An 18,503-nucleotide genomic window follows, 5' to 3' on the forward strand; every position below is an offset into this window, starting at 1 on the left:
TTAACGGGAGATGTAGATGACGGTTTCTGTTCTGGTCGTTGATGACTCAGGGTTTTTCCGTAAGCGACTGACTGAAATCCTCAATGCTTCCGGTAACATCAAAGTGGTGGGCGTGGCGACCAACGGTCGTGAGGGCGTGGAGCTGGCAGAACGCCTGAAGCCGGACGTCATCACCATGGATTACGAGATGCCGGTGCTGGATGGCATTTCGGCGGTGAAAGAGATCATGAAGCGCCGGCCGACGCCGGTGCTGATGTTTTCCTCACTGACCTACGAAGGTGCCCGGGTGACCCTGGATGCACTGGAAGCCGGGGCGGTGGATTTTCTGCCCAAGAACTTCGAGGAAATTGCCCGCGATACCAGCCAGCTCCAGAAGATCCTCAAGGATCGCATTCTGGATGTTGCCCGCAGCCGGCCCGGTGCCCGCACGGCCCCCGCACCGGAGCCTGCCCGTCGGCCTGCGCCGGCCTCACCTGCGGCCCGCCCGTCGGCCTCCGCTTCCCGACCTGCGCCTGCCACTCCATCACGGAGCCAGCCGGAACCGGCGGCACCCCGGGCCAGCGGCAAGCGCACTCCCAGCAAGCACTACAACGTGGTGGGCATCGGCACCTCAACCGGTGGCCCGATTGCCCTGCAAAAGGTATTGATGGCGTTGCCGGCGAGTTTCCCGGCGCCGCTGGTGCTGGTTCAGCACATGCCGGCCAGTTTTACCCCGGCCTTTGCCGATCGCCTCAACAAGCTGTGCCAGATTGAAGTCCGCCAGGCCGAAGACGGCGACATGCTGCGCCCCGGTGTGGCACTGCTGGCGCCGGGCGGCAAACAGATGATGATTGAGAACCGGGGTGGGCAGGGCCGGGTGCGAATCCTGCCCGGTGACGATCGCCTGAACTACAAACCCTGTGTGGATGTGACCTTTGGTTCCCTGGCACGCAGCTTCCCCGGCAAGACCCTGGGGGTCATCCTCACCGGGATGGGCGCGGACGGCAAGGAGGGCTGTCGGTTGATGAAACAGAGCGGCTCGGTCATCTGGTCACAGGATGAAAAGTCGTCAGTGATCTACGGCATGCCCATGGCGGTCGCCAAGGCGGGCCTGTCGGATGAGATCCTTTCACTGGAGGAAGTTGGGCCCCGCCTGGTTGAAGGTGTGAGCTGATGGATGTCTTGAGTCTGCTGGGTGTCATCCTGGCGTTTGCCGCTATTCTTGGCGGTAACGTATTGGAAGGCGGGGCGCTAAGCTCTTTGTTCAATGGTCCCGCCGCACTGATCGTGATCGGCGGTACCCTGGCGGCCACCATCCTGCAGACCTCCTGGCCGGTGTTGAAGCGGTCCTTCTCCCAGGTGCGCTGGGTGTTTATGCCGCCTTACATCGGCCTGGAAGACGGCATCGGCAAAGTCATCGACTGGAGCGTTAAGGCCCGCAAACAGGGGCTGCTGGGCCTGGAAGGGCTGGCGGAGCGCGAGCCGGAGCGGTTTGCCCGCAAAGGCCTGCAATTGCTGGTGGACGGCGCGGAAACCGATTCCATCCGCAGCATTATGGAAGTGGACCTGGAATCCCGGGAACAGCGGGACCTGGACTCCGCCAAGGTGTTTGAAGCCATGGGGGGATACTCGCCCACCATCGGTATCATCGGTGCGGTGATGGGGCTGATCCAGGTCATGACCAACCTCGAGGACCCTTCCACTCTGGGCCGGGGGATCGCCACCGCTTTTGTGGCGACAATCTACGGCGTGGCGCTGGCCAATCTGCTGTTTTTTCCTGTTGCCAATAAACTGCGGGCCATCGCCCGGGAGCGCTCCCGCTACGAGGACATGATGATCGACGGCATCGTGGCGATTGCCGAAGGCGAGAACCCGCGTTCCATTGAGCTGCGCCTGCGCGGCTTCCTGCCCTGAATTCCTGACACCCTGATAGTCCGACGGCAAGGTGGCTGAAGCATGAGACGACTGCGAAAAGCCGATGACGAACCCCATAACCGGGAACGTTGGCTGGTGTCCTACGCCGATTTCATCACCCTGCTGTTTGGTTTCTTTGTGGTGATGTACTCGGTGTCCTCGGTGAACGAGGGCAAGTACAAAGTGCTCTCGGATACCCTGACCGGGGTGTTCAACGCCCCCCAGCGGTCCCTCAATCCGGTGGAAGTGGGGCCGGAGTCGAACCCCGCAATCCCGGCAGACGGCCAGGCCGTCATTCCGCCGCCGGTGACGGAAGCGCCGGATACACCGGAGCGGGTCCCCGAAGATCGCAGCGACCGCTTGCGGGAAATGTCGGCGCGGTTGGCGCTGGAATTCGATGAGCTGATTGATCAGGGCGTGGTCACCATGGAAACCAGCGACCAGTGGCTGGAGCTCAGCCTCCGCAACAGTCTGCTGTTCAGCAGCGGCGATGCCGAACCCCATTACGACGCCTTTGACCTGGTGGAGAAAATAGCCGACGTGCTCCGGGATACCGACAATGCGATCCGGGTTGAGGGGTTCACGGACAATCTGCCGATCCGTACCGGCACCTTTCCCTCCAACTGGGAGCTATCCGCGGCCCGGGCATCGGCTGTGGTCCGCATGCTGACGATGGAAGGTGTGGACCCGCGGCGACTGGCAGCGGTGGGTTACGGCGAATTTCAGCCGGTGGCCCGGAACGATACCGAGACGGGCCGCAAGCGGAACCGGCGCGTGGTGCTGCTGATTTCCCGCGACGCCAGCATCCGTGGCGCCATGAGGTAGCCGCCCGCTGTGGCGGCAGCCAGCTTCCTGGCAATTCTCCTGAAACCTGCTTTGCTGCTGATGATGGCGGGTGTCACAACGTGTCTTCAGGGTTGGCACGTTTCCTGTATTTATCCTTTAACAACAGTCGGAACAGGCAAGTTTTTGCCGCTGGGATTAAGTATGCCAGCTAACTGCCGATAGCTATTGAGAGTAACGGGAGAACGCATTGTGCGAATTTGGGCCGTAGCCAATCAGAAAGGCGGTGTAGGCAAAACCACGTCGGTGGTGACCCTCGGAGGGCTGCTGGCAGAGCGCGGCAAGCGGGTACTGGTGGCCGATCTCGATCCCCATGGCTCGCTCACCAGTTGGTTTGGGTATGATCCAGACACCATTGCCCACAGCGTCTTCGACCTGTTCCAGCACGAGGGCAAGGTGCCCGATGGCCTGCCGGCGCAGTTGATCACCGATACTGGCTGTCCCGGTATGTCCCTGCTGCCTGCCAGCACCGCTCTGGCAACGCTGGAACGGCGGATGGTCGGCGTAGAGGGCATGGGGTTGATCATCTCCCGCGCCCTGGCTCAGCTGTGGGATGATTTCGACTATGTGCTGCTTGATAACACGCCGTCCCTCGGGGTACTGATGGTAAACGCCCTGGCGGCGACCCAGCATCTGGTGATCCCGGTACAGACCGAGTTCCTGGCTATCAAGGGTCTGGAGCGGATGCTGCATACCCTGCAGATGGTGATGCGGTCCCAGAAGAACCAGTTGGCCTATACCATCGTTCCAACCCTGTTTGATCGCCGTACCCAGGCCTCGGTCAAGAGTCTGAACATGTTGCGCAAGACCTATCCGGACACCCTGTGGCGCTTTGCCATTCCGGTGGACACCAAGTTCCGGGATGCCAGCCAGTCCGGTCAGGTGCCGTCAGCCCTGGATGCTGAAACCCATGGCGTGAGGGCCTATCGGCGGTTGCTGGACGATTTGCTGGAACAGACAGGCGGCGCCGGGGAGCGTTAGAATGCAGTACGCAGTACCGACCGTGCCGGCCGCTGCCGGGGCAGGGGGGGCATAACCATGACGTCATCCCGCAAGACCGGCCTCGCCGATCCCGCCAGCGCCATTGCTGACTATCTGGATGATCTGCTCCTGACTGCCACCGATGCCGCCCGTCGGGAGGAGGAAGCGTCCGCGCCGGAACCTGAGCCTGAACGTAAGCCCGCGCCCAAACCGGCGCCTCTGGCCCAACCTGCCAGGCCAGAGTCACCGTCGCGCCCCCGTCAAAGCGCGCCGACGCGACCGGTGGAGTCCCAGCTCAAGTTTGATCGACCGCAGCCCGCACCCCGGCCTGTTGCCGAGCGTCCATTGCCCAAACCGGTGGCGATGCCGGCGACGGTCGCGCCCCGGGCAAAGACCGGCACCGAAGCGCCGGCGCCAGCCCGACAGAAGCCCACTCCTGCGCCCCAGGCACGCAGCGAAGCGAAGCCGGTGACGGCACCGCCATCAGCGCCTGCACCTGCTGTCAAAACTTCGACGCCGAAACCAGCGCCGCCGGAGGCGAAAGCCAAATCACCGGCGCCGACCGAAGATACCCCGACACCGATGCCCAAGCAGGCAACGCCTGCCGAACCGGGTGGTGGTGAACCTGCTGGACGACCTGGCTGGTCAGAGTCGCCTTTCGAGTGCCTGATATTCCGGGTGGCCGGTCTGCAACTGGCGGTGCCACTGATTCTGCTTGGTGCCATTCACCGGCTGGAGCAGGGGGTCAAACCGATTCCTGGTCGGCCACCTTGGTACATGGGCATGTTGCCGGGCAAGGACCACAACCTGAAAGTGGTGGACTCCGCACAGTGGATCATGGCCGGCCGGGTGCCGCCGGATGCCCGTGACAACTACCGTTTCGTGATTCGCCTGGACAACAGCGACTGGGCGCTGGCCTGTGACGATGTGGCCCAGTCTTTTACCCTGAATCCGGATGAGGTGCGCTGGCGCACCTCACGCAGCAAGCGGCCGTGGCTGGCGGGTACGGTGAAAAAACAGATGTGTGCGCTGATCGATGTGGGCGCGATGGCCGAGCTGTTGGCACGGGCGGAACGGGAACATCAGCTCAAGCTCGACTAAAGTGATAGGGAACGGGAGAATACCGTTACCGATTGATACCGTGGCGTACTGGCACGGTTTGTGCCCTTAACTATAGTATGGGCACTGATGATGGTTTTTTGACGATCAGGTTGCCCGCAGGGGTGGCCTTCCAGGAGACGTAACACTATGGCATCCCAAAGCGGACAACAGAATCAGTCCCAGGACGATCAGGTACTCCAGTATGTGACGTTCCGGCTGGATGATGAGACCTACGGTATCGATGTAATGCAGATCCAGGAAGTCCTGCGCTACACCGAGATCGCACCGGTACCGGGAGCCCCGGACTATGTACTGGGCATCATCAATCTGCGCGGCAACGTGGTCACAGTGATCGATACCCGGCGCCGGTTCGGCCTGGCCGACGCGGAAGTGACCGACGCCACCCGGATAGTGGTGATGGAGTCTGCCAACCAGGTGATGGGCATTCTGGTGGATTCAGTGGCGGAAGTGGTGTACCTGAAAGCCAGCGAAATCGAGACGGCACCAAACGTGGGTAACGAGGAAAGCGCCAAGTTTATCCAGGGTGTCTGCAACAAGAACGGCGAACTCATCATCCTGGTGGAGTTCGACAAGATGCTGTCCGACAGCGAGTGGGCTGAAATCGCATCACTCTGAGGCAGGGTTTCCCGAACCCGCCCGGGGTTGTCCGATGAAGCCCGCCACGATCGGCAAGGTGGAGGACAACCCGCTATGAACGTTGATTGGATGACTTACGCGCCCTGGCTGGCCACTGCGGTGGTGGCAATTGCTATGGTGGCGCATGCCGTCGTAACCCAGCGCCAGCTGCGCGCCCTGCAGACACAGCTCAAGCAGCGTTGCGACACCCTGGGGCGAGAGTTGCATGCCACCGGCAGCGGCAGCATGGGGGTCGGCCAGCGGGTGGTGGAATGTGAGCGTCGCCTGCATGAGCTGCGCAGCACCCTTGATGAAATGCGTCAGAATGACCCTTTGCGGGTGTCTTACGACGAAGCCTCCCGCCTGGTTGAACTCGGTGCCGATATCGACGATCTTATGAATACCTGCGGAATCTCCCGACCCGAAGCGGAGCTGGTGTCGGCGCTGAACAAGAAACGCGCCGCCTGATGGACCGGGGCCAGTTGTTGTCAGGGTAGATTTCGCACGCTGTCCTCACTGACCCGAGTCCATACTGATGTCACTAAGCCCTACCAAGGTGGAGGCCCTGGCCTCCATTCCGCGAACCGAATTTGTTGCCTCCCCGGATCTGGCCGCCTCGATCTCCGGCCACTCCATCCCCCCGGAGCCGCTGGTTCGTCATCTCCTGAAAATTCTGCCGCCGTTCTCCCGGGAGCAGGTGGTCATGCACATCGGCGGCGGTGCCGGTTACCTGGCGGCGGTGCTGTCCCGGCTGGTGGCGCAGGTGGTGTATGTAGAGCGGCAGGCAGCGATTGCCGAGGCCGCCACTCGACGCTTTGAGAAACTGAGCCTCGACAATATCGCAGTACGGATTGACGACGCCCGGCCGGGTTTTGATCCGGGACAGACCTTCGATGTGATTCTTGCCACCACTTTCCTGGAGGATTGGGACTTCCTGATCCCCTGTCTGGCCGAGGGCGGTGTGTTGTACGCCCTGGAAGGTCGGGAGGGGCCGGTGCCCGGGTTGGTCATGCTGCGGCGGAACCGGGAGCGGTTGGTGCGTCAGCGCACTCTGGGCTGGCTGGACTTTGCCCGTACCACCGAGCAGATCCTGATGGACATGGGCGTTATCGACCGCAAGGCCCTGAAAATGGCCAAGGCCCAGGCCGCCAGCGGCAATCGTCGCCTGCTGGATGTGCTCCATGGCCAGCTCCATCTGGAAGACCGGGAACTCTACGCCAACCTGGCTCGTCAACGGGGGATACCCTTCGTTGAGGCCGATCTGGTGATGAACCAGCTCGATCACCGGCTGTTCGGGCGGTTTTCCCGAACCTTTCTCGATCTCTCCCGGTTGATTCCGCTGTGGGCCGACGCTGACGGCCTGGTGGTGGCCACCGATGACCCGGATGCCCGCAAGGAACAGCTGGAGCGCATGAGTGGCGACCAGGCCGTGCGGGTGGTGCTGGTGACGCCAACAGACTATCGCCGTCTCTGGACCACGCTTGACCTGTCGGAGAAGGGCAGCCGGTTTGCCTCCGAGCATGCCGGTTCAGGCAGTCGAAGCGAGTCTCGCGATGCGGTGCTTGGTGACAGTCAGGAAGCTGGCCATATCAGCCCCTATCTGGTGTCGATCTACGAATCCATCCTGCTGGAAGCTGCCAGCGAGAAAGCCAGTGACATCCACATCGAGCAGTACGGTGACCAGGTTCGGCTGCGTCTGCGGGTGGATGGTGAATTGCATGACCTTAACCAGTACCAACTCTCTGACCGTGAGCTCAAGGGACTGATTAACGTCATCAAGCTGCGGGCGGAGCTGAACATAGCCGAACACCGGCTGCCACAGGGCGGGCGCTCGCGCCTGCGACTGGCGGATCAGGAATACGATCTGCGGGTCCAGACCCAGCCGTCGCTGCACGGCGAGCATGTGGTGATCCGCCTGTTGCCCCAGACCGGCCGCGCCATGACCATTGCCGAACTGGGCATGTCGGCGCGTATCGGCGCCCACTATGAGCGGCTGCTGGCGAACCCGTCCGGCCTGGTGCTGGTGGTGGGGCCGACCGGCTCCGGCAAGTCGACCACCCTTTACGCCGGTCTGCAGACCCTGGCGGACGATGGTCGTCGGAAGGTGATCACCGTGGAAGACCCGATTGAGTACTCCATTGACCGGGTCCAGCAGACCCGGGTGCGCAGTGAGATCGGTTTCGGGTTCTCCGATGCCATGCGGTCGTTCGTGCGCCAGGACCCGGATGTCATCATGGTGGGAGAAATCCGCGACCAGGAAACCGCCCTGGAGGCCATTCGCGCCTCCCAGACCGGTCACGTGGTGCTTTCCACACTGCACTGCAACGACGCGGTGGATGCCCTGCAGCGGCTTTACGATCTGGGCATTCACCCCAACTCCATTGCCGGTGAGCTGATGGCGGTGATTGCCCAGCGGCTGGCGAAACGGATCTGTGAGCAGTGTCGTCAGCCCGCGGACGCCGATCCTGCCATCCTGGCGGAGCTTTTCCCCACCGGCACCCCGGACAACTTCCACTGCTTTGAGGGCAAAGGCTGTGCCGCCTGCAACGGGCGGGGCACCCGTGGTCGGGTGGCGGTCATCGAATACCTGGAGGTAGACGCGGATATCCGCAACGCCATTTCCGGCCAGCCTCCCATCGGCGAGATGCGCTGGCGGGCACTGGACGGCGGACTGGTGACCATGCGCGACAGCGCCCTGGATCACGTGATTGAAGGCCGGATTCCGTTGTCGGAACTGCCGCGAATCCTGCCGCGCGAACGCATGGCACCGGAAGTCCGTGGTGGACGGAGGCAAGCACAATGAGCACTGAACAGTCTATCCAGCGGCCACCGGCAGAGCAGACCTACCGCCATGAACTGGAGCGCCTGAAGGCCCAGGATACCGGCCAGTGTCCACCGGGCTGGTTGTTGTCGCCCGCCATGGTGGAACGTTTTATCCTCGGTGATGAAGGGCTGCGGGTCAGCCGCAAGTTTGTGTCTGACCCCGGCCGGGTACGCCGGATTCTGGTGTCATTGTGCACCCACCGTGGCTGCCTGCTGGTGGGAGAGCCCGGTACCGCCAAGTCCTGGCTCTCGGAACTGATTACCGCTGCGGTCTCCGGCCAGTCGACCCTGACCCTGCAGGGTGGTGCCATTAACCGGGTTGACCAGTTGCTGTACCGCTGGAACGACACCATCCTGGCGGAACGCGGTCCCTGCCGGGAGGCGCTGGTACCCAGCCCGCTGTTGCGGGGTATGGAGCGGGGGCAGTTGGTCCGTTTCGAGGAGCTGGCCCGGTGTCCGCAACCGCTGCAGGACGCTTTGTTATCAATTCTGTCTGACCGGGTTGCGGTTGTGCCGGAGCTGCCGGGTGAGGACGGCGTCATCCGGGCCCGGGGTGGTTTCAACGTGATCGCCACATCGAACTCGGTGGATGAAGGTCTCTTCCGCATGAGCGCGGCGCTGAAACGCCGGCTGGATTTTGAGGAGATCCGGCCCATTGCCCGGGTGGAGGATGAGATTGAGGTGGTTCAGCGGGAGCTGGCCTCCCATAACCGCCGCGCCGGCATTGAGCCTCGCCTGGACCCGGGGGTGATTGAGGCGCTGGTGACCCTGTTCCATGAGGTCCGTAATGGCCAGACCCTGGATGGGCGCAGCACCGACCGCCTGGCTGGCGCCGCGCTGTCGACGGCGGAAGCGGTCTCGGTGGCCCACGCCACCTGCCTGCACGCCTGTTACTTCGGCGACGGCCAGATGACACCGGAAACCCTGATGCACCACCTGGTGGGATCGGCTCTGAAGGACCAGCCGGACGACCGTCGCCGTCTGCGGCACTACTTTGATACCGAGGTGGCTACCCGCAAAGGCAAGGTCTGGGGCGCCCTATATCGCTATCGTGACCTGTTGAGTTAGTCCTGGGCTCCTTGCCCCGATTCGGCGTTTCTGGAGCCTGTCGACGCGGCGCCACCGGCGTCTTCCGGGGTTTTGCCCTGCAGGTTGAACGCGAAGGCCAGGATCTCGGCGATGACCCGGTACAGGGTTTCGGGGATTTCCTCGTCCAGCTCGAGCCGGCCGAGAATACCGGCCAGCTCCGGGTTCTCGTACAGCGGGACGCCGTGTTCACGGGCGATACGGATGATTTCCTCCGCCAGTTCGTGGGTGCCGGTGGCACTGACCGTTGGCGCCTTGCTGCCGTCGTACCTGAGGGCAACGGCGGTTTGAGGCGTGGTTGTCTGGTTCATGCGCGGATATCCACCAGTCGATGTTCCAGCTGGGTTCTGGCGCCTTGCGGCTTGCCCTTGCGGCAATCCAGGTCCAGCACGTCGAGGCCGAGGTCGCGGAAGCCCTGGCGCAGTTGCGGCAGTTGGTCTTCCACCCGGGTCAGAGTCTGACTGCGTTCCGCCCACACCCGGGCGGAGACCTGTTCCTGCTGCAGCGCCACTTCAAAGTACAGTGGCCCCATCTCATCCAGATCCATGGCAAGGGAAAAGCGCCATTGTGCGATGTGGCGTTTGCCTCCGCGGTTCTGGTCTTCGCGATCCCGCGCCTCGTGCTCAATGCGCAATTGGGCCAGCCGTGGCTGCTGTTCGGTATTGAGCCACGGCAGTTCCAGTAACCAGGTCGCGGTTGGCGCCGCAGCGGCCCCATCGGCGGTGGTGCGGGTGGTCAGTACCTGGCTGTGGAGCTGGTTGACGGTCACCCGGTTCAGCATGCCGGCCAACAGGCGCAGCATCTGGCCCACCGGCATGGGTTCCTGGCGGCCGGTTGCAGGTGGCGCCGGCAGCGGCTGGGGGAACTGCAGCGGAGATTGCACCAGTTCCGGGCTGGCCAGCGGCGTCAGGCGGCGGAACTGGCCCGCGTCGCTGCCCTGTTCTGCCAGCAGGGTGCTGACCACCCGTACCAGAGCCAGCTTGAGATCGGGAACCTCCTGGCTGCCACCGCGAGCCAGCCTCGCTTCAGCAAACAACCCGCTCTCGGCCAGCCATTGCCGCACCTGGGGCGCGAGGGTCTCCTTGCCGCCGGCCTGGCTCAGGCTCTGCTGGCTGGGAAGTCGCGCGATGACCTGCTCAATGGCCTGGCGGACGGGGGCAGGCAAGGGCGGTTGCTGGGCGCCGGGCAAACCGGCCTGGCTACCAGGGCCTGATGACGGCGGCGGCGGTTGCAGCAGCCGCACCAGCTGGGCCAGCCCGCTATCCAGTCGTTGCTGCCAGGGCAGCCGTTGCGCCAGTGCCTGGGCAATGCCTGCTTCCGCCGGCGGTGCCAGTTTACCCAGCAGTTGCAGTTCGTTGCCCGCGCGCATCACCTTGACCAGATCGCCCACGGCCAGCTGGGTCTCGCCAATGGCGGCATTGACGGTCAGCGGCTTGCCGCGAATGTCCAGCAGCAGTTGCTGGCTGGCACCCTGTTGCTGGTTAAGGATGCGGGTGACCTTCGCCAGGATTTCGGCGCGATTGGCCAGTTGCAGCCGGTCCAGCTGGGCACGGGCGCTGTCTGCGGATGTCGCTGGGGCGGTGTCGCCCGCCGGTGCCGTTGTCGCGGGCTTACCGGCTGGAGGCTCAGGGTTGGGCGGAGTTGGGCTGGTAGGTAGTTTCATCGTGACCAATTGACTTCAGACAAAAGCAATCTCGCCCGCGGTTCGCTATAATGCGCGCGGCTGGCGTACCACCGGGAATGGACCCGAACGGCCGGCTCCGATGTTGATTCCGGTTCTCCCAAGGATGGCAGTAACCGGCACCGTTCCCGACCTGAGGCCCTGATGTCTTCGCCGATGCTACAGGCTGTCGATCTACAATGTGAACGCGATGACCGAATGCTGTTTCGGGGCCTGGATTTCTCCATAGTGCCCGGGACCGTGACCCGTGTCGAGGGCCCGAACGGCGCGGGCAAGACCACGCTGCTGCGTATTCTGGCCGGGCTGAACGACCATTTCAGTGGTGAACTGCTGTGGCTCGGCGAGCGCTGGCAGTCCCAGCGGGAGGCGTTTCTGCGGAACTTGCTCTACCTTGGCCACCGGCCCGGCATCAAGCCGTTGCTGACCCCCCTGGAAAACCTTCGTGCACTGACCGCGGTTCGCCGACCGGTCAGTGATCAGGCGATGAAGCAGGCCCTGGATGGTACTGGATTGCAGGGTTACTACGATGTGCCCTGTCGCAATCTGTCGGCAGGCCAGCAGCGCCGGGTGGCGCTGGCGCGGCTGCTGATCGCCGATGAACCGTTGTGGCTGCTGGACGAACCGTTCACCGCGCTGGACCGCCACGGTGTCGCCGGGCTTGAGCAGTTGTTGCTGGATCATGCCGCCAGTGGCGGTGCGGCGGTGGTGACTACTCACCACGAACTGGATCTGCCCGGGATGGCACGGATTACTCTGGGTGCCAGCCCCGCCGGGGAGACGCCGTCATGACTGCCCGACAGCCCGGCGTGACTCTCGTTACTGCCCAGGTGGGTGCCGCCAGTGCAATGTGGACGGTGGTGCGCAGGGATCTGAAATCCAGTTTCCGCCAGCGTCAGGACTTGCTCAACCCACTGCTGTTTTTCTTCATGGTGGTGACCCTGTTCCCCCTTGGTGTTAGCCCGGAAGTGTCATTCCTGCAGCGTTCCGGCAGCGGTATCCTGTGGGTGGCGGCGCTGCTGGCCACGCTGCTGTCGCTCGATCACCTGTTCCGTCACGATTTTGACGATGGCACCTTGGAGCAGATGGTGCTTCAGCCCCAGCCGCTGTTTCTGCTGGTGTTGGCGAAGACTCTGGCACACTGGCTGGTCACCGGATTGCCGCTGATTCTGCTGGCTCCGGTGCTGGGCATAATGTTGCATCTTGAAGGGAACTCTATTGCGGTTTTGTGTCTAACGCTGCTGATTGGCACACCGGTGCTGAGCCTGATAGGAGCCATCGGTGCGGCGTTGACGCTGGGATTACGGGCCGGGGGGGTGTTGTTGTCCCTGCTCATCATCCCGCTGTACATTCCGGTGCTGATTTTCGGCACCGGTACCGTCGCGGCGGCGGCGGATGGTACGCCAGTCGGTGGCTACCTGGCGCTGATGGCGGCGTTTCTGGTGCTGGCGATCACACTGGCACCGTTTGCTGCCGCGGCGGCACTGAGAATCAGTCTGTCCAACAGCTGACAAAGCTGGAGCCGACGACCAGGCTCCCAATAAAAGATGAGATGGTAAGTACCTGATGTGGCAATTCTTTCATAAACTTGGCTCGCCCAAGTGGTTCTATGGCATCGCCAATCGATTCATGCCATGGCTGTTCTGGCTGGGCCTGGCCCTGCTGCTGGGCGGCCTGGTCTGGGGCCTGGCCTTCGCCCCCAAGGATTACCTCCAGGGCAACAGTTACCGCATCATTTTTATCCACGTTCCCAGTGCCTTCCTGGCCCAGTCGGTGTACGTCATGATGGCGGTCGCCGGGGTGGTGACCCTGGTCTGGCGGATGAAGCTGGCGGATCTGTTTGTCAAGGCGGCGGCGCCAGTGGGGGCGGTACTGACCTTCCTGGCGCTGTTTACCGGTGCGGTCTGGGGCAAGCCGACCTGGGGTACCTGGTGGATCTGGGATGCCCGTCTTACCTCCATGCTGATCCTGCTGTTCCTGTACCTGGGGGTGGTGTTCCTGGGGAGCGCCATTTCCGATGAGAAATCCTCCGCGCGGGCGGTTGCCGTATTGGTACTGGTGGGTGTGGTGAACATCCCCATCATCAAGTACTCGGTGGAGTGGTGGAACACGCTGCATCAGCCGGCGACCTTCAAACTGACCGAGAAGCCCAGCATGCCGGCGGAAATGTGGGTCCCGCTGCTGTTGTCGGTGCTGGGGCTCTACCTGCTGTTCGGCTGGCTTGCCTGCCTGCGCATGCAAACCGAAATCCTTATCCGCGAGCGCCGCACTCGCTGGGTCAAAGACTTTGTCAGTACGGGAGGGCACTGATTCCATGGCATTTGATTCCCTGCAGGCGTTCTGGCTCATGGAAGGGCACGGTCCCTATGTGTGGACCTGTTATGGCGTTTTTCTGGCAGGCCTGGTGGGCCTCGCGCTCTGGTCCAGACACCGTCGCAAGGTGGTGATCCGGGAACAGCAGCGTCAACTGGCGCGGGATCGCCAGGATCAGGGCGAGTCCACACCGGCCGCAGCGGCCACCTTTAGCCGTATTCATCCATCCTGAGCTTTGGCAGTTAGGTCCCCATGCATCCAGTTAGAAAGAAACGACTGACCATTATCCTTTTCCTGTTGGCCGGCCTCAGTGTTGCCGTCGGCCTGACCACCTACGCCCTGCGACAGAACATCAACGTGTTCTACGACCCCAGCGAGATTGCCGCCGGGGATGCACCGGTGGACGCCCGTATCCGTGCCGGCGGCATGGTGGAAGCGGGCTCGGTGGTGCGTAGTTCCGAAGACCTGACGGTCCGCTTCCGGGTCACCGACTACGCCGAAGCCGTCACGGTCCAGTACACCGGTATCCTGCCGGACCTGTTTGCCGAAGGGCAGGGTGTGGTGGCCATCGGCCGGCTGCAGGCCGACGGCACCTTCGTGGCGGAACAGGTACTCGCCAAGCACGACGAGAATTACATGCCGCCGGAAGTCAGCGACTCGCTGAAGAAAGCTGGCCATCCGGGGAGTGACGCCGGCGCATCCGCCGAAAAAACCGGTTACTGATGGCCCGCTGCGGCATCGACAAGCATTCCTAAACCTTTGAGGGGAGTACCATGTATCCCGAACTTGGACAGATCGCGCTGATCCTGGCACTGCTTTTGTCAGTGCTGCTGTCGGTGGTGCCACTGGCCGGCGCCATCACCGACCGGTCCCGGCTGATGGCGTTTGCGCGGCCGTTGGCCAGCGGTATCTTCGTGTTTATCGGGTTGGCGTTCGCCATCCTGACCCATGCGTTCCTGGTGGACGACTTTTCTGTGGCCTACGTGGCCAACAACAGCAACAGCCTGCTGCCCTGGTACTACAAGTTCAGTGCGGTCTGGGGTGGCCATGAGGGGTCCCTGCTGCTGTGGATTCTGATGCTGGCGGGCTGGACCCTGGCGGTGTCGGTGTTCAGTCGCCGCCTGCCGGAAGAGATCATCGCCCAGGTACTGTCGGTGCTCGGCATGGTGACGGTGGGCTTCCTGCTGTTCATTCTGATGACCTCCAACCCGTTTGATCGTCTGTTGCCCAACGTCCCGGCCGATGGCGCGGACCTGAACCCGCTGCTGCAGGACTTCGGTCTGATCGTGCACCCGCCGATGCTCTACATGGGGTATGTCGGGTTCTCGGTGGCCTTTGCGTTTGCCATCGCGGCGCTGATCAATGGCCGTCTGGACGCAGCCTGGGCACGCTGGTCCCGTCCCTGGACCACGGTTGCCTGGTCGTTCCTGTCGGTGGGCATTGCCCTGGGCAGCTGGTGGGCCTATTACGAGCTTGGCTGGGGTGGTTGGTGGTTCTGGGACCCGGTGGAAAACGCGTCCCTGTTGCCGTGGCTGGCCGGTACCGCACTGATGCATTCACTGGCGGTGACCGAGAAGCGGGGCGTGTTCAAATCCTGGACGGTCCTGCTGGCGATTGTCACCTTTGCGCTCAGTCTGCTGGGTACCTTCCTGGTCCGTTCCGGGGTTCTGACGTCGGTCCATGCCTTTGCTTCCGATCCTACTCGTGGTGCTTTCCTGCTGGGGCTGCTGGCGGTGACCATCGTCTCCAGCCTGACCCTGTACGCGTTCCGGGCGCCAGTGGTGCACTCCCGGGCGCGCTACGGCTCGCTGTCGCGGGAAATCTTCCTGCTGCTTAACAATATCCTGCTGATGGCGGCGATGCTGCTGGTGCTGGTCGGCACCCTGTACCCATTGGTGCTGGATTACCTGGGCGGCGGCCGGCTGTCCATCGGCGAGCCCTTCTATAACCTGACCTTCAGCCCGATTGCCATCGCGGTGGCGCTGCTGCTGGGCGCCGGTATTTTCTCCCGCTGGAAGCGGACCGATGGCGGCTGGCTTGGCCGCAAGCTGTTGTGGCCGGCGGCCATCAGCCTGGTGGTCGCGTGTCTGACCATGCTGGTGTTTGGTGGTTTCACTCCCTGGGCCTTTGCCGGACTCTTTGGTGCGGCCTGGGTAACCGTGGCGACAGCGGCGGATCTGTGGGACAAATCGTCCTCCCGCAAGGGCCGCTGGCACGGTCTCAAGCGCCAGTCCCGCAGCTATTACGGAATGATCCTGGGGCACCTGGGGCTGGCGATTACCATGGCGGGGGCCACGGTGGTGTCCAACTACGGTATCGAACGGGATGTGCGGATGTCCCCCGGTGATACGGCGGAGATCGGTGATATCCGTTTCACCTTCACCGAAATCGGTGAGCGCCAGGGCGGCAACTTTGTGGCCCAGTACGCCCGCTTTGATCTGAGCCGTGACGGCGATGCCATTTCCACCCTGTATCCGGAGAAACGCCAGTATCGGGTCCAGCGCAACGTCATGACCGAGGCCGGCATTGATGCCGGTCTGACCCGCGACCTGTTTGTGGCGCTGGGCGAGAAGGTGGGTGACAACGCCTGGGCGGTACGCCTGCAGTACAAACCGCTGATCCGCTGGTTGTGGCTGGGATCACTGTTCATGGCGGCGGGCGGTTTCCTGGCCATCGCCGACAAACGCTACCGGATTCGCAAGCGTGCCGAACAGTCGGCGACGGAGAACGGTAAGGCGAGCGGCGAGGAGAACCCGGCGGTGGCAGGAGCAGCAGGATGAGACGGGCACTGTTGTTCATTCCCGTGGTGCTGACGGTGATCCTTGGCATCGTGCTGTTCCAGCGTATCGGCAAGGACCCCACCCAATTGGAGTCTGCCCAGATTGGCAAACCCGTGCCGGCTTTCGAACTGGCGGATCTACTGGACCCGTCCGTCAGCCATGGCCCCGAAGCTCTCCGGGGCAAGGGACCGTTCCTGCTCAACGTCTGGGGGACCTGGTGTCCCTCCTGTCGCGATGAGCACCCGGATCTGATCCGGCTGGCGGAGCAGCAGGGCGTTCGCATCGTCGGCCTCAACTACAAGGACGAGCGGCCGTTGGCGCTGCAGTGGCTGGAGCGCCTGGGCAATCCCTACGCTCTGAGTCTGTTTGATCCGGACGGCAAGCTCGGCTTTGATCTGGGGGTCTACGGCGCACCGGAGACCTTTGTTATCGACGGTGACGGCATTATCCGCTACCGCCACGTTGGCGTCGTTAACCAGAAAGTCTGGAGCGAGACCCTGCAGCCGTTGATGCAGCAACTGGGAGGACAAGGCTGATGCGTGCCCACCAGGTTTCACCCCATCGTTTGACCCTGTTGATGATGGTCTTCCTGCTGCTGCCTGTGAGCGGCTGGGCAACCACCGACACCTACCCGTTCAGTGATCCCCAGGACGCTGACCGGTTCCGCACCCTGATCAGCGAATTGCGCTGCCCCAAATGCCAGAACCAGAACATTGCCGATTCCAACGCGCCCATTGCCAAGGACATGCGGGACGAGGTCTATCGCATGCTGCAGCAGGGCGCCAGCAATGAGGAGGTGACCGAGTCGCTGGTCGGCCGCTTTGGTGAATTCGTTCGCTACAAGCCGGAGCTGGACCGGCGGACCGCCTTGCTATGGGCGACGCCGGTGATTGCGGTGCTAGGCGGGTTGCTGGTGGTCATTGGCATTGTCATTCGCTCACGACGCCGGCCTGAAAGAACCGCAGCACTGAGTGACGAGGAGCGGCGTCAGGCCGAAGCCCTGCTGAAAGATTCCGGCAACGATCGCTGATTGCGCAGACAGATTCACTGAACTTTGTAATGGTCACCCTATGACAACCACTTTTTGGCTGACGGCCGCGGTGCTGATTGCCCTGGCCCTGGCGTTTGTACTGTTTCCCCTGTTTTTCCATAAGTCGACCCGCAAGAGCGTTGGCGACCAGAGAAGCCAGAACCTGCAGGCCTACCGGTCCCGCCTGGAGGAGCTCGAAGCCGAGTACGCCGCCGGCAGCCTGGAGCAGGACGATTACCAGCAGCTCAAGGACGAACTGGAGGGCAGCCTGCTGGACGACGTCAGCACGGCGCCGACCCATTCTGCGGCACAGCGGGATCGGCGGACGTCAGCGGTGGCGGTGGTGCTCGGCAGCATTGTGGTGGTACCGGTTGCGGTGATCCTGCTGTACCAGGAATGGGGGGCGATGGATCAGGTCGAGCAGTACCGCACCATGACCGCCATGGCTGCCGAGGAAGGTGATCGGGTTGCTCAGATGAACCGCCTTACCGACGAGTTGCGGCAGAAACTCGAAGCCAGCCCGGACAACCCCGACGGCTGGGCCATGTTGGGACGCTCCTACATGCGCGTGGAACGGTACCCCGATGCGGCCTGGGCCTTCGAGCGCCTGGCCCAGCAGGTGCCGGACCGGGCGGCTCAGGCGGTGGCCTGGGGACTGTCGGCCCAGGCCCTGTTTTTTGACAGCAAGGGCCAGCTGACCGACGCGGTTGAGCGGGCGATTGAGCAGGCACGATCCCGCGACCCGGATGAGGTCAATGCCCTTGGGCTGCTGGGCATCCATGCCTACAGCCAGGAACAGTATCAGCAGGCCATCGACTACTGGGAACGCATCGTCACCGTGGCGCCGGACCACCCGCAGCTGGCCTCGATTCGCCAGGGTATCGATGAGGCCTACCGTCAGTTGGGCCAGGACAATCCCGCCACGGCTCAGTCCTCCGGGCCCGGGGTGACGGTTCGTGTGGCACTGGCGGATCAGCTTGCCAACGACGTGCCGGCGGACACCACGCTGTTTGTGTTTGCCCGTAAGACCGGCGCGGACAATGCCATGCCGGTGGCCATTGCGCGGATGACGGCGGCGGATCTGCCGCTGGAGCTGAGACTGGATGACCGTCACGCCATGGGGCCGATGACGCGGATTTCTGAAGTGGACGAAGTTCAGGTGACGGCGCGCCTGTCGCCTTCCGGCAACGCCGTGCCACAGCCGGGTGACTGGCAGGGGGAGGCGGAATCGGTGATCGCGGTGACCGCGGACGCGTCGGAACCGGCCACGATCGTAATTGATCACCAGTTGGCGGAATGATTGGCCGCCACTGATGCACCACAAAAAAGCCAGCCAGCC

The 18,503-nt window shown here is 63.0% G+C and carries 20 protein-coding genes; 18 read left to right on the forward strand and 2 right to left on the reverse strand.

The genetic code is table 11. The features are described from left to right. Positions 1 to 16 precede the first annotated feature (16 nt). From J2887_RS08115 to J2887_RS08155, 9 genes are all read left to right on the forward strand, one after another. On the forward strand, positions 17 to 1,153 hold the full coding sequence (locus J2887_RS08115; protein WP_227175472.1) for a protein-glutamate methylesterase/protein-glutamine glutaminase: 1,137 nt from the start codon (positions 17 to 19) through the stop codon (positions 1,151 to 1,153). Continuing rightward, on the forward strand, positions 1,153 to 1,893 hold the full coding sequence (locus tag J2887_RS08120; RefSeq protein ID WP_227175473.1) for a flagellar motor protein: 741 nt from the start codon (positions 1,153 to 1,155) through the stop codon (positions 1,891 to 1,893). The genes J2887_RS08115 and J2887_RS08120 overlap by 1 nt, the downstream gene beginning before the upstream one ends. Before the next feature lie 42 nt (positions 1,894 to 1,935). Then, complete coding sequence (motD, locus tag J2887_RS08125; RefSeq protein WP_227175474.1) at positions 1,936 to 2,718, forward strand: flagellar motor protein MotD; 783 nt, start codon at positions 1,936 to 1,938, stop codon at positions 2,716 to 2,718. A 210-nt stretch (positions 2,719 to 2,928) separates the two neighbouring features. After that, positions 2,929 to 3,717, forward strand: a complete 789-nt coding sequence (locus J2887_RS08130; RefSeq protein WP_227175475.1) for a ParA family protein — start codon at positions 2,929 to 2,931, stop codon at positions 3,715 to 3,717. A gap of 57 nt (positions 3,718 to 3,774) precedes the next feature. Next, positions 3,775 to 4,818, forward strand: a complete 1,044-nt coding sequence (locus J2887_RS08135) for a chemotaxis protein CheW (protein WP_324197257.1) — start codon at positions 3,775 to 3,777, stop codon at positions 4,816 to 4,818. A gap of 147 nt (positions 4,819 to 4,965) precedes the next feature. After that, a complete protein-coding gene (locus J2887_RS08140; protein ID WP_227175476.1) occupies positions 4,966 to 5,454 on the forward strand; it encodes a chemotaxis protein CheW in 489 nt (162 codons plus the stop codon). Between the two features lie 135 nt (positions 5,455 to 5,589). Beyond that, on the forward strand, positions 5,590 to 5,922 hold the full coding sequence (locus tag J2887_RS08145) for a DUF2802 domain-containing protein (protein WP_227176082.1): 333 nt from the start codon (positions 5,590 to 5,592) through the stop codon (positions 5,920 to 5,922). Between the two features lie 67 nt (positions 5,923 to 5,989). Continuing rightward, entirely contained in the window at positions 5,990 to 8,257 is a 2,268-nt protein-coding gene (locus J2887_RS08150; RefSeq protein WP_227175477.1) for an ATPase, T2SS/T4P/T4SS family, read from the forward strand. Continuing rightward, the gene (locus J2887_RS08155; protein ID WP_227175478.1) at positions 8,254 to 9,345 is read left to right on the forward strand and encodes an ATP-binding protein; all 1,092 of its coding nucleotides are present in this window, start codon (positions 8,254 to 8,256) and stop codon (positions 9,343 to 9,345) included. The genes J2887_RS08150 and J2887_RS08155 overlap by 4 nt, the downstream gene beginning before the upstream one ends. On the opposite strand, the gene J2887_RS08160 is transcribed toward J2887_RS08155, so the two are convergent. After that, a complete protein-coding gene (locus J2887_RS08160; protein ID WP_227175479.1) occupies positions 9,342 to 9,674 on the reverse strand; it encodes an EscU/YscU/HrcU family type III secretion system export apparatus switch protein in 333 nt (110 codons plus the stop codon). The two genes, J2887_RS08155 and J2887_RS08160, sit on opposite strands and share 4 nt — an antisense overlap. Next, the gene (locus J2887_RS08165; protein WP_227175480.1) at positions 9,671 to 11,026 is read right to left on the reverse strand and encodes a flagellar hook-length control protein FliK; all 1,356 of its coding nucleotides are present in this window, start codon (positions 11,024 to 11,026) and stop codon (positions 9,671 to 9,673) included. Before J2887_RS08165 ends, J2887_RS08160 begins: the two co-directional genes overlap by 4 nt. Before the next feature lie 162 nt (positions 11,027 to 11,188). Here J2887_RS08165 and ccmA point away from each other — a divergent pair, with 162 nt between their 5' ends. The 9 genes from ccmA to ccmI are packed head-to-tail and all read left to right on the forward strand — an operon-like array spanning position 11,189 to position 18,464. Then, positions 11,189 to 11,833, forward strand: a complete 645-nt coding sequence (gene ccmA, locus J2887_RS08170; protein WP_227175481.1) for a cytochrome c biogenesis heme-transporting ATPase CcmA — start codon at positions 11,189 to 11,191, stop codon at positions 11,831 to 11,833. Continuing rightward, entirely contained in the window at positions 11,830 to 12,552 is a 723-nt protein-coding gene (gene ccmB, locus J2887_RS08175; protein ID WP_227175482.1) for a heme exporter protein CcmB, read from the forward strand. Before ccmA ends, ccmB begins: the two co-directional genes overlap by 4 nt. Before the next feature lie 55 nt (positions 12,553 to 12,607). Next, positions 12,608 to 13,351 carry a heme ABC transporter permease gene (locus J2887_RS08180; RefSeq protein ID WP_227175483.1) on the forward strand — a complete coding sequence of 248 codons (744 nt, stop codon included), beginning with the start codon at positions 12,608 to 12,610 and terminating at the stop codon, positions 13,349 to 13,351. Between the two features lie 4 nt (positions 13,352 to 13,355). Next, entirely contained in the window at positions 13,356 to 13,586 is a 231-nt protein-coding gene (ccmD, locus tag J2887_RS08185) for a heme exporter protein CcmD (RefSeq protein ID WP_227175484.1), read from the forward strand. Between the two features lie 20 nt (positions 13,587 to 13,606). After that, positions 13,607 to 14,077 (forward strand): cytochrome c maturation protein CcmE, encoded by a 471-nt coding sequence (gene ccmE, locus J2887_RS08190; protein WP_227175485.1) that lies wholly within the window; start codon positions 13,607 to 13,609, stop codon positions 14,075 to 14,077. A gap of 50 nt (positions 14,078 to 14,127) precedes the next feature. Then, entirely contained in the window at positions 14,128 to 16,134 is a 2,007-nt protein-coding gene (locus J2887_RS08195; protein WP_227175486.1) for a heme lyase CcmF/NrfE family subunit, read from the forward strand. Further along, on the forward strand, positions 16,131 to 16,670 hold the full coding sequence (locus J2887_RS08200; RefSeq protein ID WP_227175487.1) for a DsbE family thiol:disulfide interchange protein: 540 nt from the start codon (positions 16,131 to 16,133) through the stop codon (positions 16,668 to 16,670). Before J2887_RS08195 ends, J2887_RS08200 begins: the two co-directional genes overlap by 4 nt. Next, positions 16,670 to 17,164: a cytochrome c-type biogenesis protein gene (locus J2887_RS08205; RefSeq protein WP_227175488.1), complete on the forward strand. Its 495-nt coding sequence runs from the start codon at positions 16,670 to 16,672 to the stop codon at positions 17,162 to 17,164. Before J2887_RS08200 ends, J2887_RS08205 begins: the two co-directional genes overlap by 1 nt. A gap of 40 nt (positions 17,165 to 17,204) precedes the next feature. Beyond that, positions 17,205 to 18,464, forward strand: a complete 1,260-nt coding sequence (gene ccmI / locus J2887_RS08210) for a c-type cytochrome biogenesis protein CcmI (RefSeq protein WP_227175489.1) — start codon at positions 17,205 to 17,207, stop codon at positions 18,462 to 18,464. Positions 18,465 to 18,503: the final 39 nt, after the last annotated feature.

This window comes from Marinobacter sp. CA1 (assembly GCF_020546665.1).
Classification (GTDB): Bacteria; Pseudomonadota; Gammaproteobacteria; order Pseudomonadales; family Oleiphilaceae; genus Marinobacter; species Marinobacter xestospongiae.

What these genes read in the sequence shown, in the direction of transcription:
- ccmA (WP_227175481.1), top strand. Translation starts at nt 11,189, where the DNA reads ATGTCTTCGCCGATGCTACAGGCTGTCGATCTACAATGTGAACGCGAT.
- J2887_RS08140 (WP_227175476.1), top strand. Translation starts at nt 4,966, where the DNA reads ATGGCATCCCAAAGCGGACAACAGAATCAGTCCCAGGACGATCAGGTA.
- ccmD (WP_227175484.1), top strand. Translation starts at nt 13,356, where the DNA reads ATGGCATTTGATTCCCTGCAGGCGTTCTGGCTCATGGAAGGGCACGGT.
- J2887_RS08155 (WP_227175478.1), top strand. Translation starts at nt 8,254, where the DNA reads ATGAGCACTGAACAGTCTATCCAGCGGCCACCGGCAGAGCAGACCTAC.
- J2887_RS08115 (WP_227175472.1), top strand. Translation starts at nt 17, where the DNA reads ATGACGGTTTCTGTTCTGGTCGTTGATGACTCAGGGTTTTTCCGTAAG.
- motD (WP_227175474.1), top strand. Translation starts at nt 1,936, where the DNA reads ATGAGACGACTGCGAAAAGCCGATGACGAACCCCATAACCGGGAACGT.
- J2887_RS08150 (WP_227175477.1), top strand. Translation starts at nt 5,990, where the DNA reads ATGTCACTAAGCCCTACCAAGGTGGAGGCCCTGGCCTCCATTCCGCGA.
- ccmB (WP_227175482.1), top strand. Translation starts at nt 11,830, where the DNA reads ATGACTGCCCGACAGCCCGGCGTGACTCTCGTTACTGCCCAGGTGGGT.
- J2887_RS08205 (WP_227175488.1), top strand. Translation starts at nt 16,670, where the DNA reads ATGCGTGCCCACCAGGTTTCACCCCATCGTTTGACCCTGTTGATGATG.
- J2887_RS08200 (WP_227175487.1), top strand. Translation starts at nt 16,131, where the DNA reads ATGAGACGGGCACTGTTGTTCATTCCCGTGGTGCTGACGGTGATCCTT.
- ccmI (WP_227175489.1), top strand. Translation starts at nt 17,205, where the DNA reads ATGACAACCACTTTTTGGCTGACGGCCGCGGTGCTGATTGCCCTGGCC.
- J2887_RS08135 (WP_324197257.1), top strand. Translation starts at nt 3,775, where the DNA reads ATGACGTCATCCCGCAAGACCGGCCTCGCCGATCCCGCCAGCGCCATT.
- J2887_RS08120 (WP_227175473.1), top strand. Translation starts at nt 1,153, where the DNA reads ATGGATGTCTTGAGTCTGCTGGGTGTCATCCTGGCGTTTGCCGCTATT.
- J2887_RS08165 (WP_227175480.1), bottom strand. Translation starts at nt 11,026, where the DNA reads ATGAAACTACCTACCAGCCCAACTCCGCCCAACCCTGAGCCTCCAGCC.
- ccmE (WP_227175485.1), top strand. Translation starts at nt 13,607, where the DNA reads ATGCATCCAGTTAGAAAGAAACGACTGACCATTATCCTTTTCCTGTTG.
- J2887_RS08180 (WP_227175483.1), top strand. Translation starts at nt 12,608, where the DNA reads ATGTGGCAATTCTTTCATAAACTTGGCTCGCCCAAGTGGTTCTATGGC.
- J2887_RS08160 (WP_227175479.1), bottom strand. Translation starts at nt 9,674, where the DNA reads ATGAACCAGACAACCACGCCTCAAACCGCCGTTGCCCTCAGGTACGAC.
- J2887_RS08145 (WP_227176082.1), top strand. Translation starts at nt 5,590, where the DNA reads ATGGTGGCGCATGCCGTCGTAACCCAGCGCCAGCTGCGCGCCCTGCAG.
- J2887_RS08195 (WP_227175486.1), top strand. Translation starts at nt 14,128, where the DNA reads ATGTATCCCGAACTTGGACAGATCGCGCTGATCCTGGCACTGCTTTTG.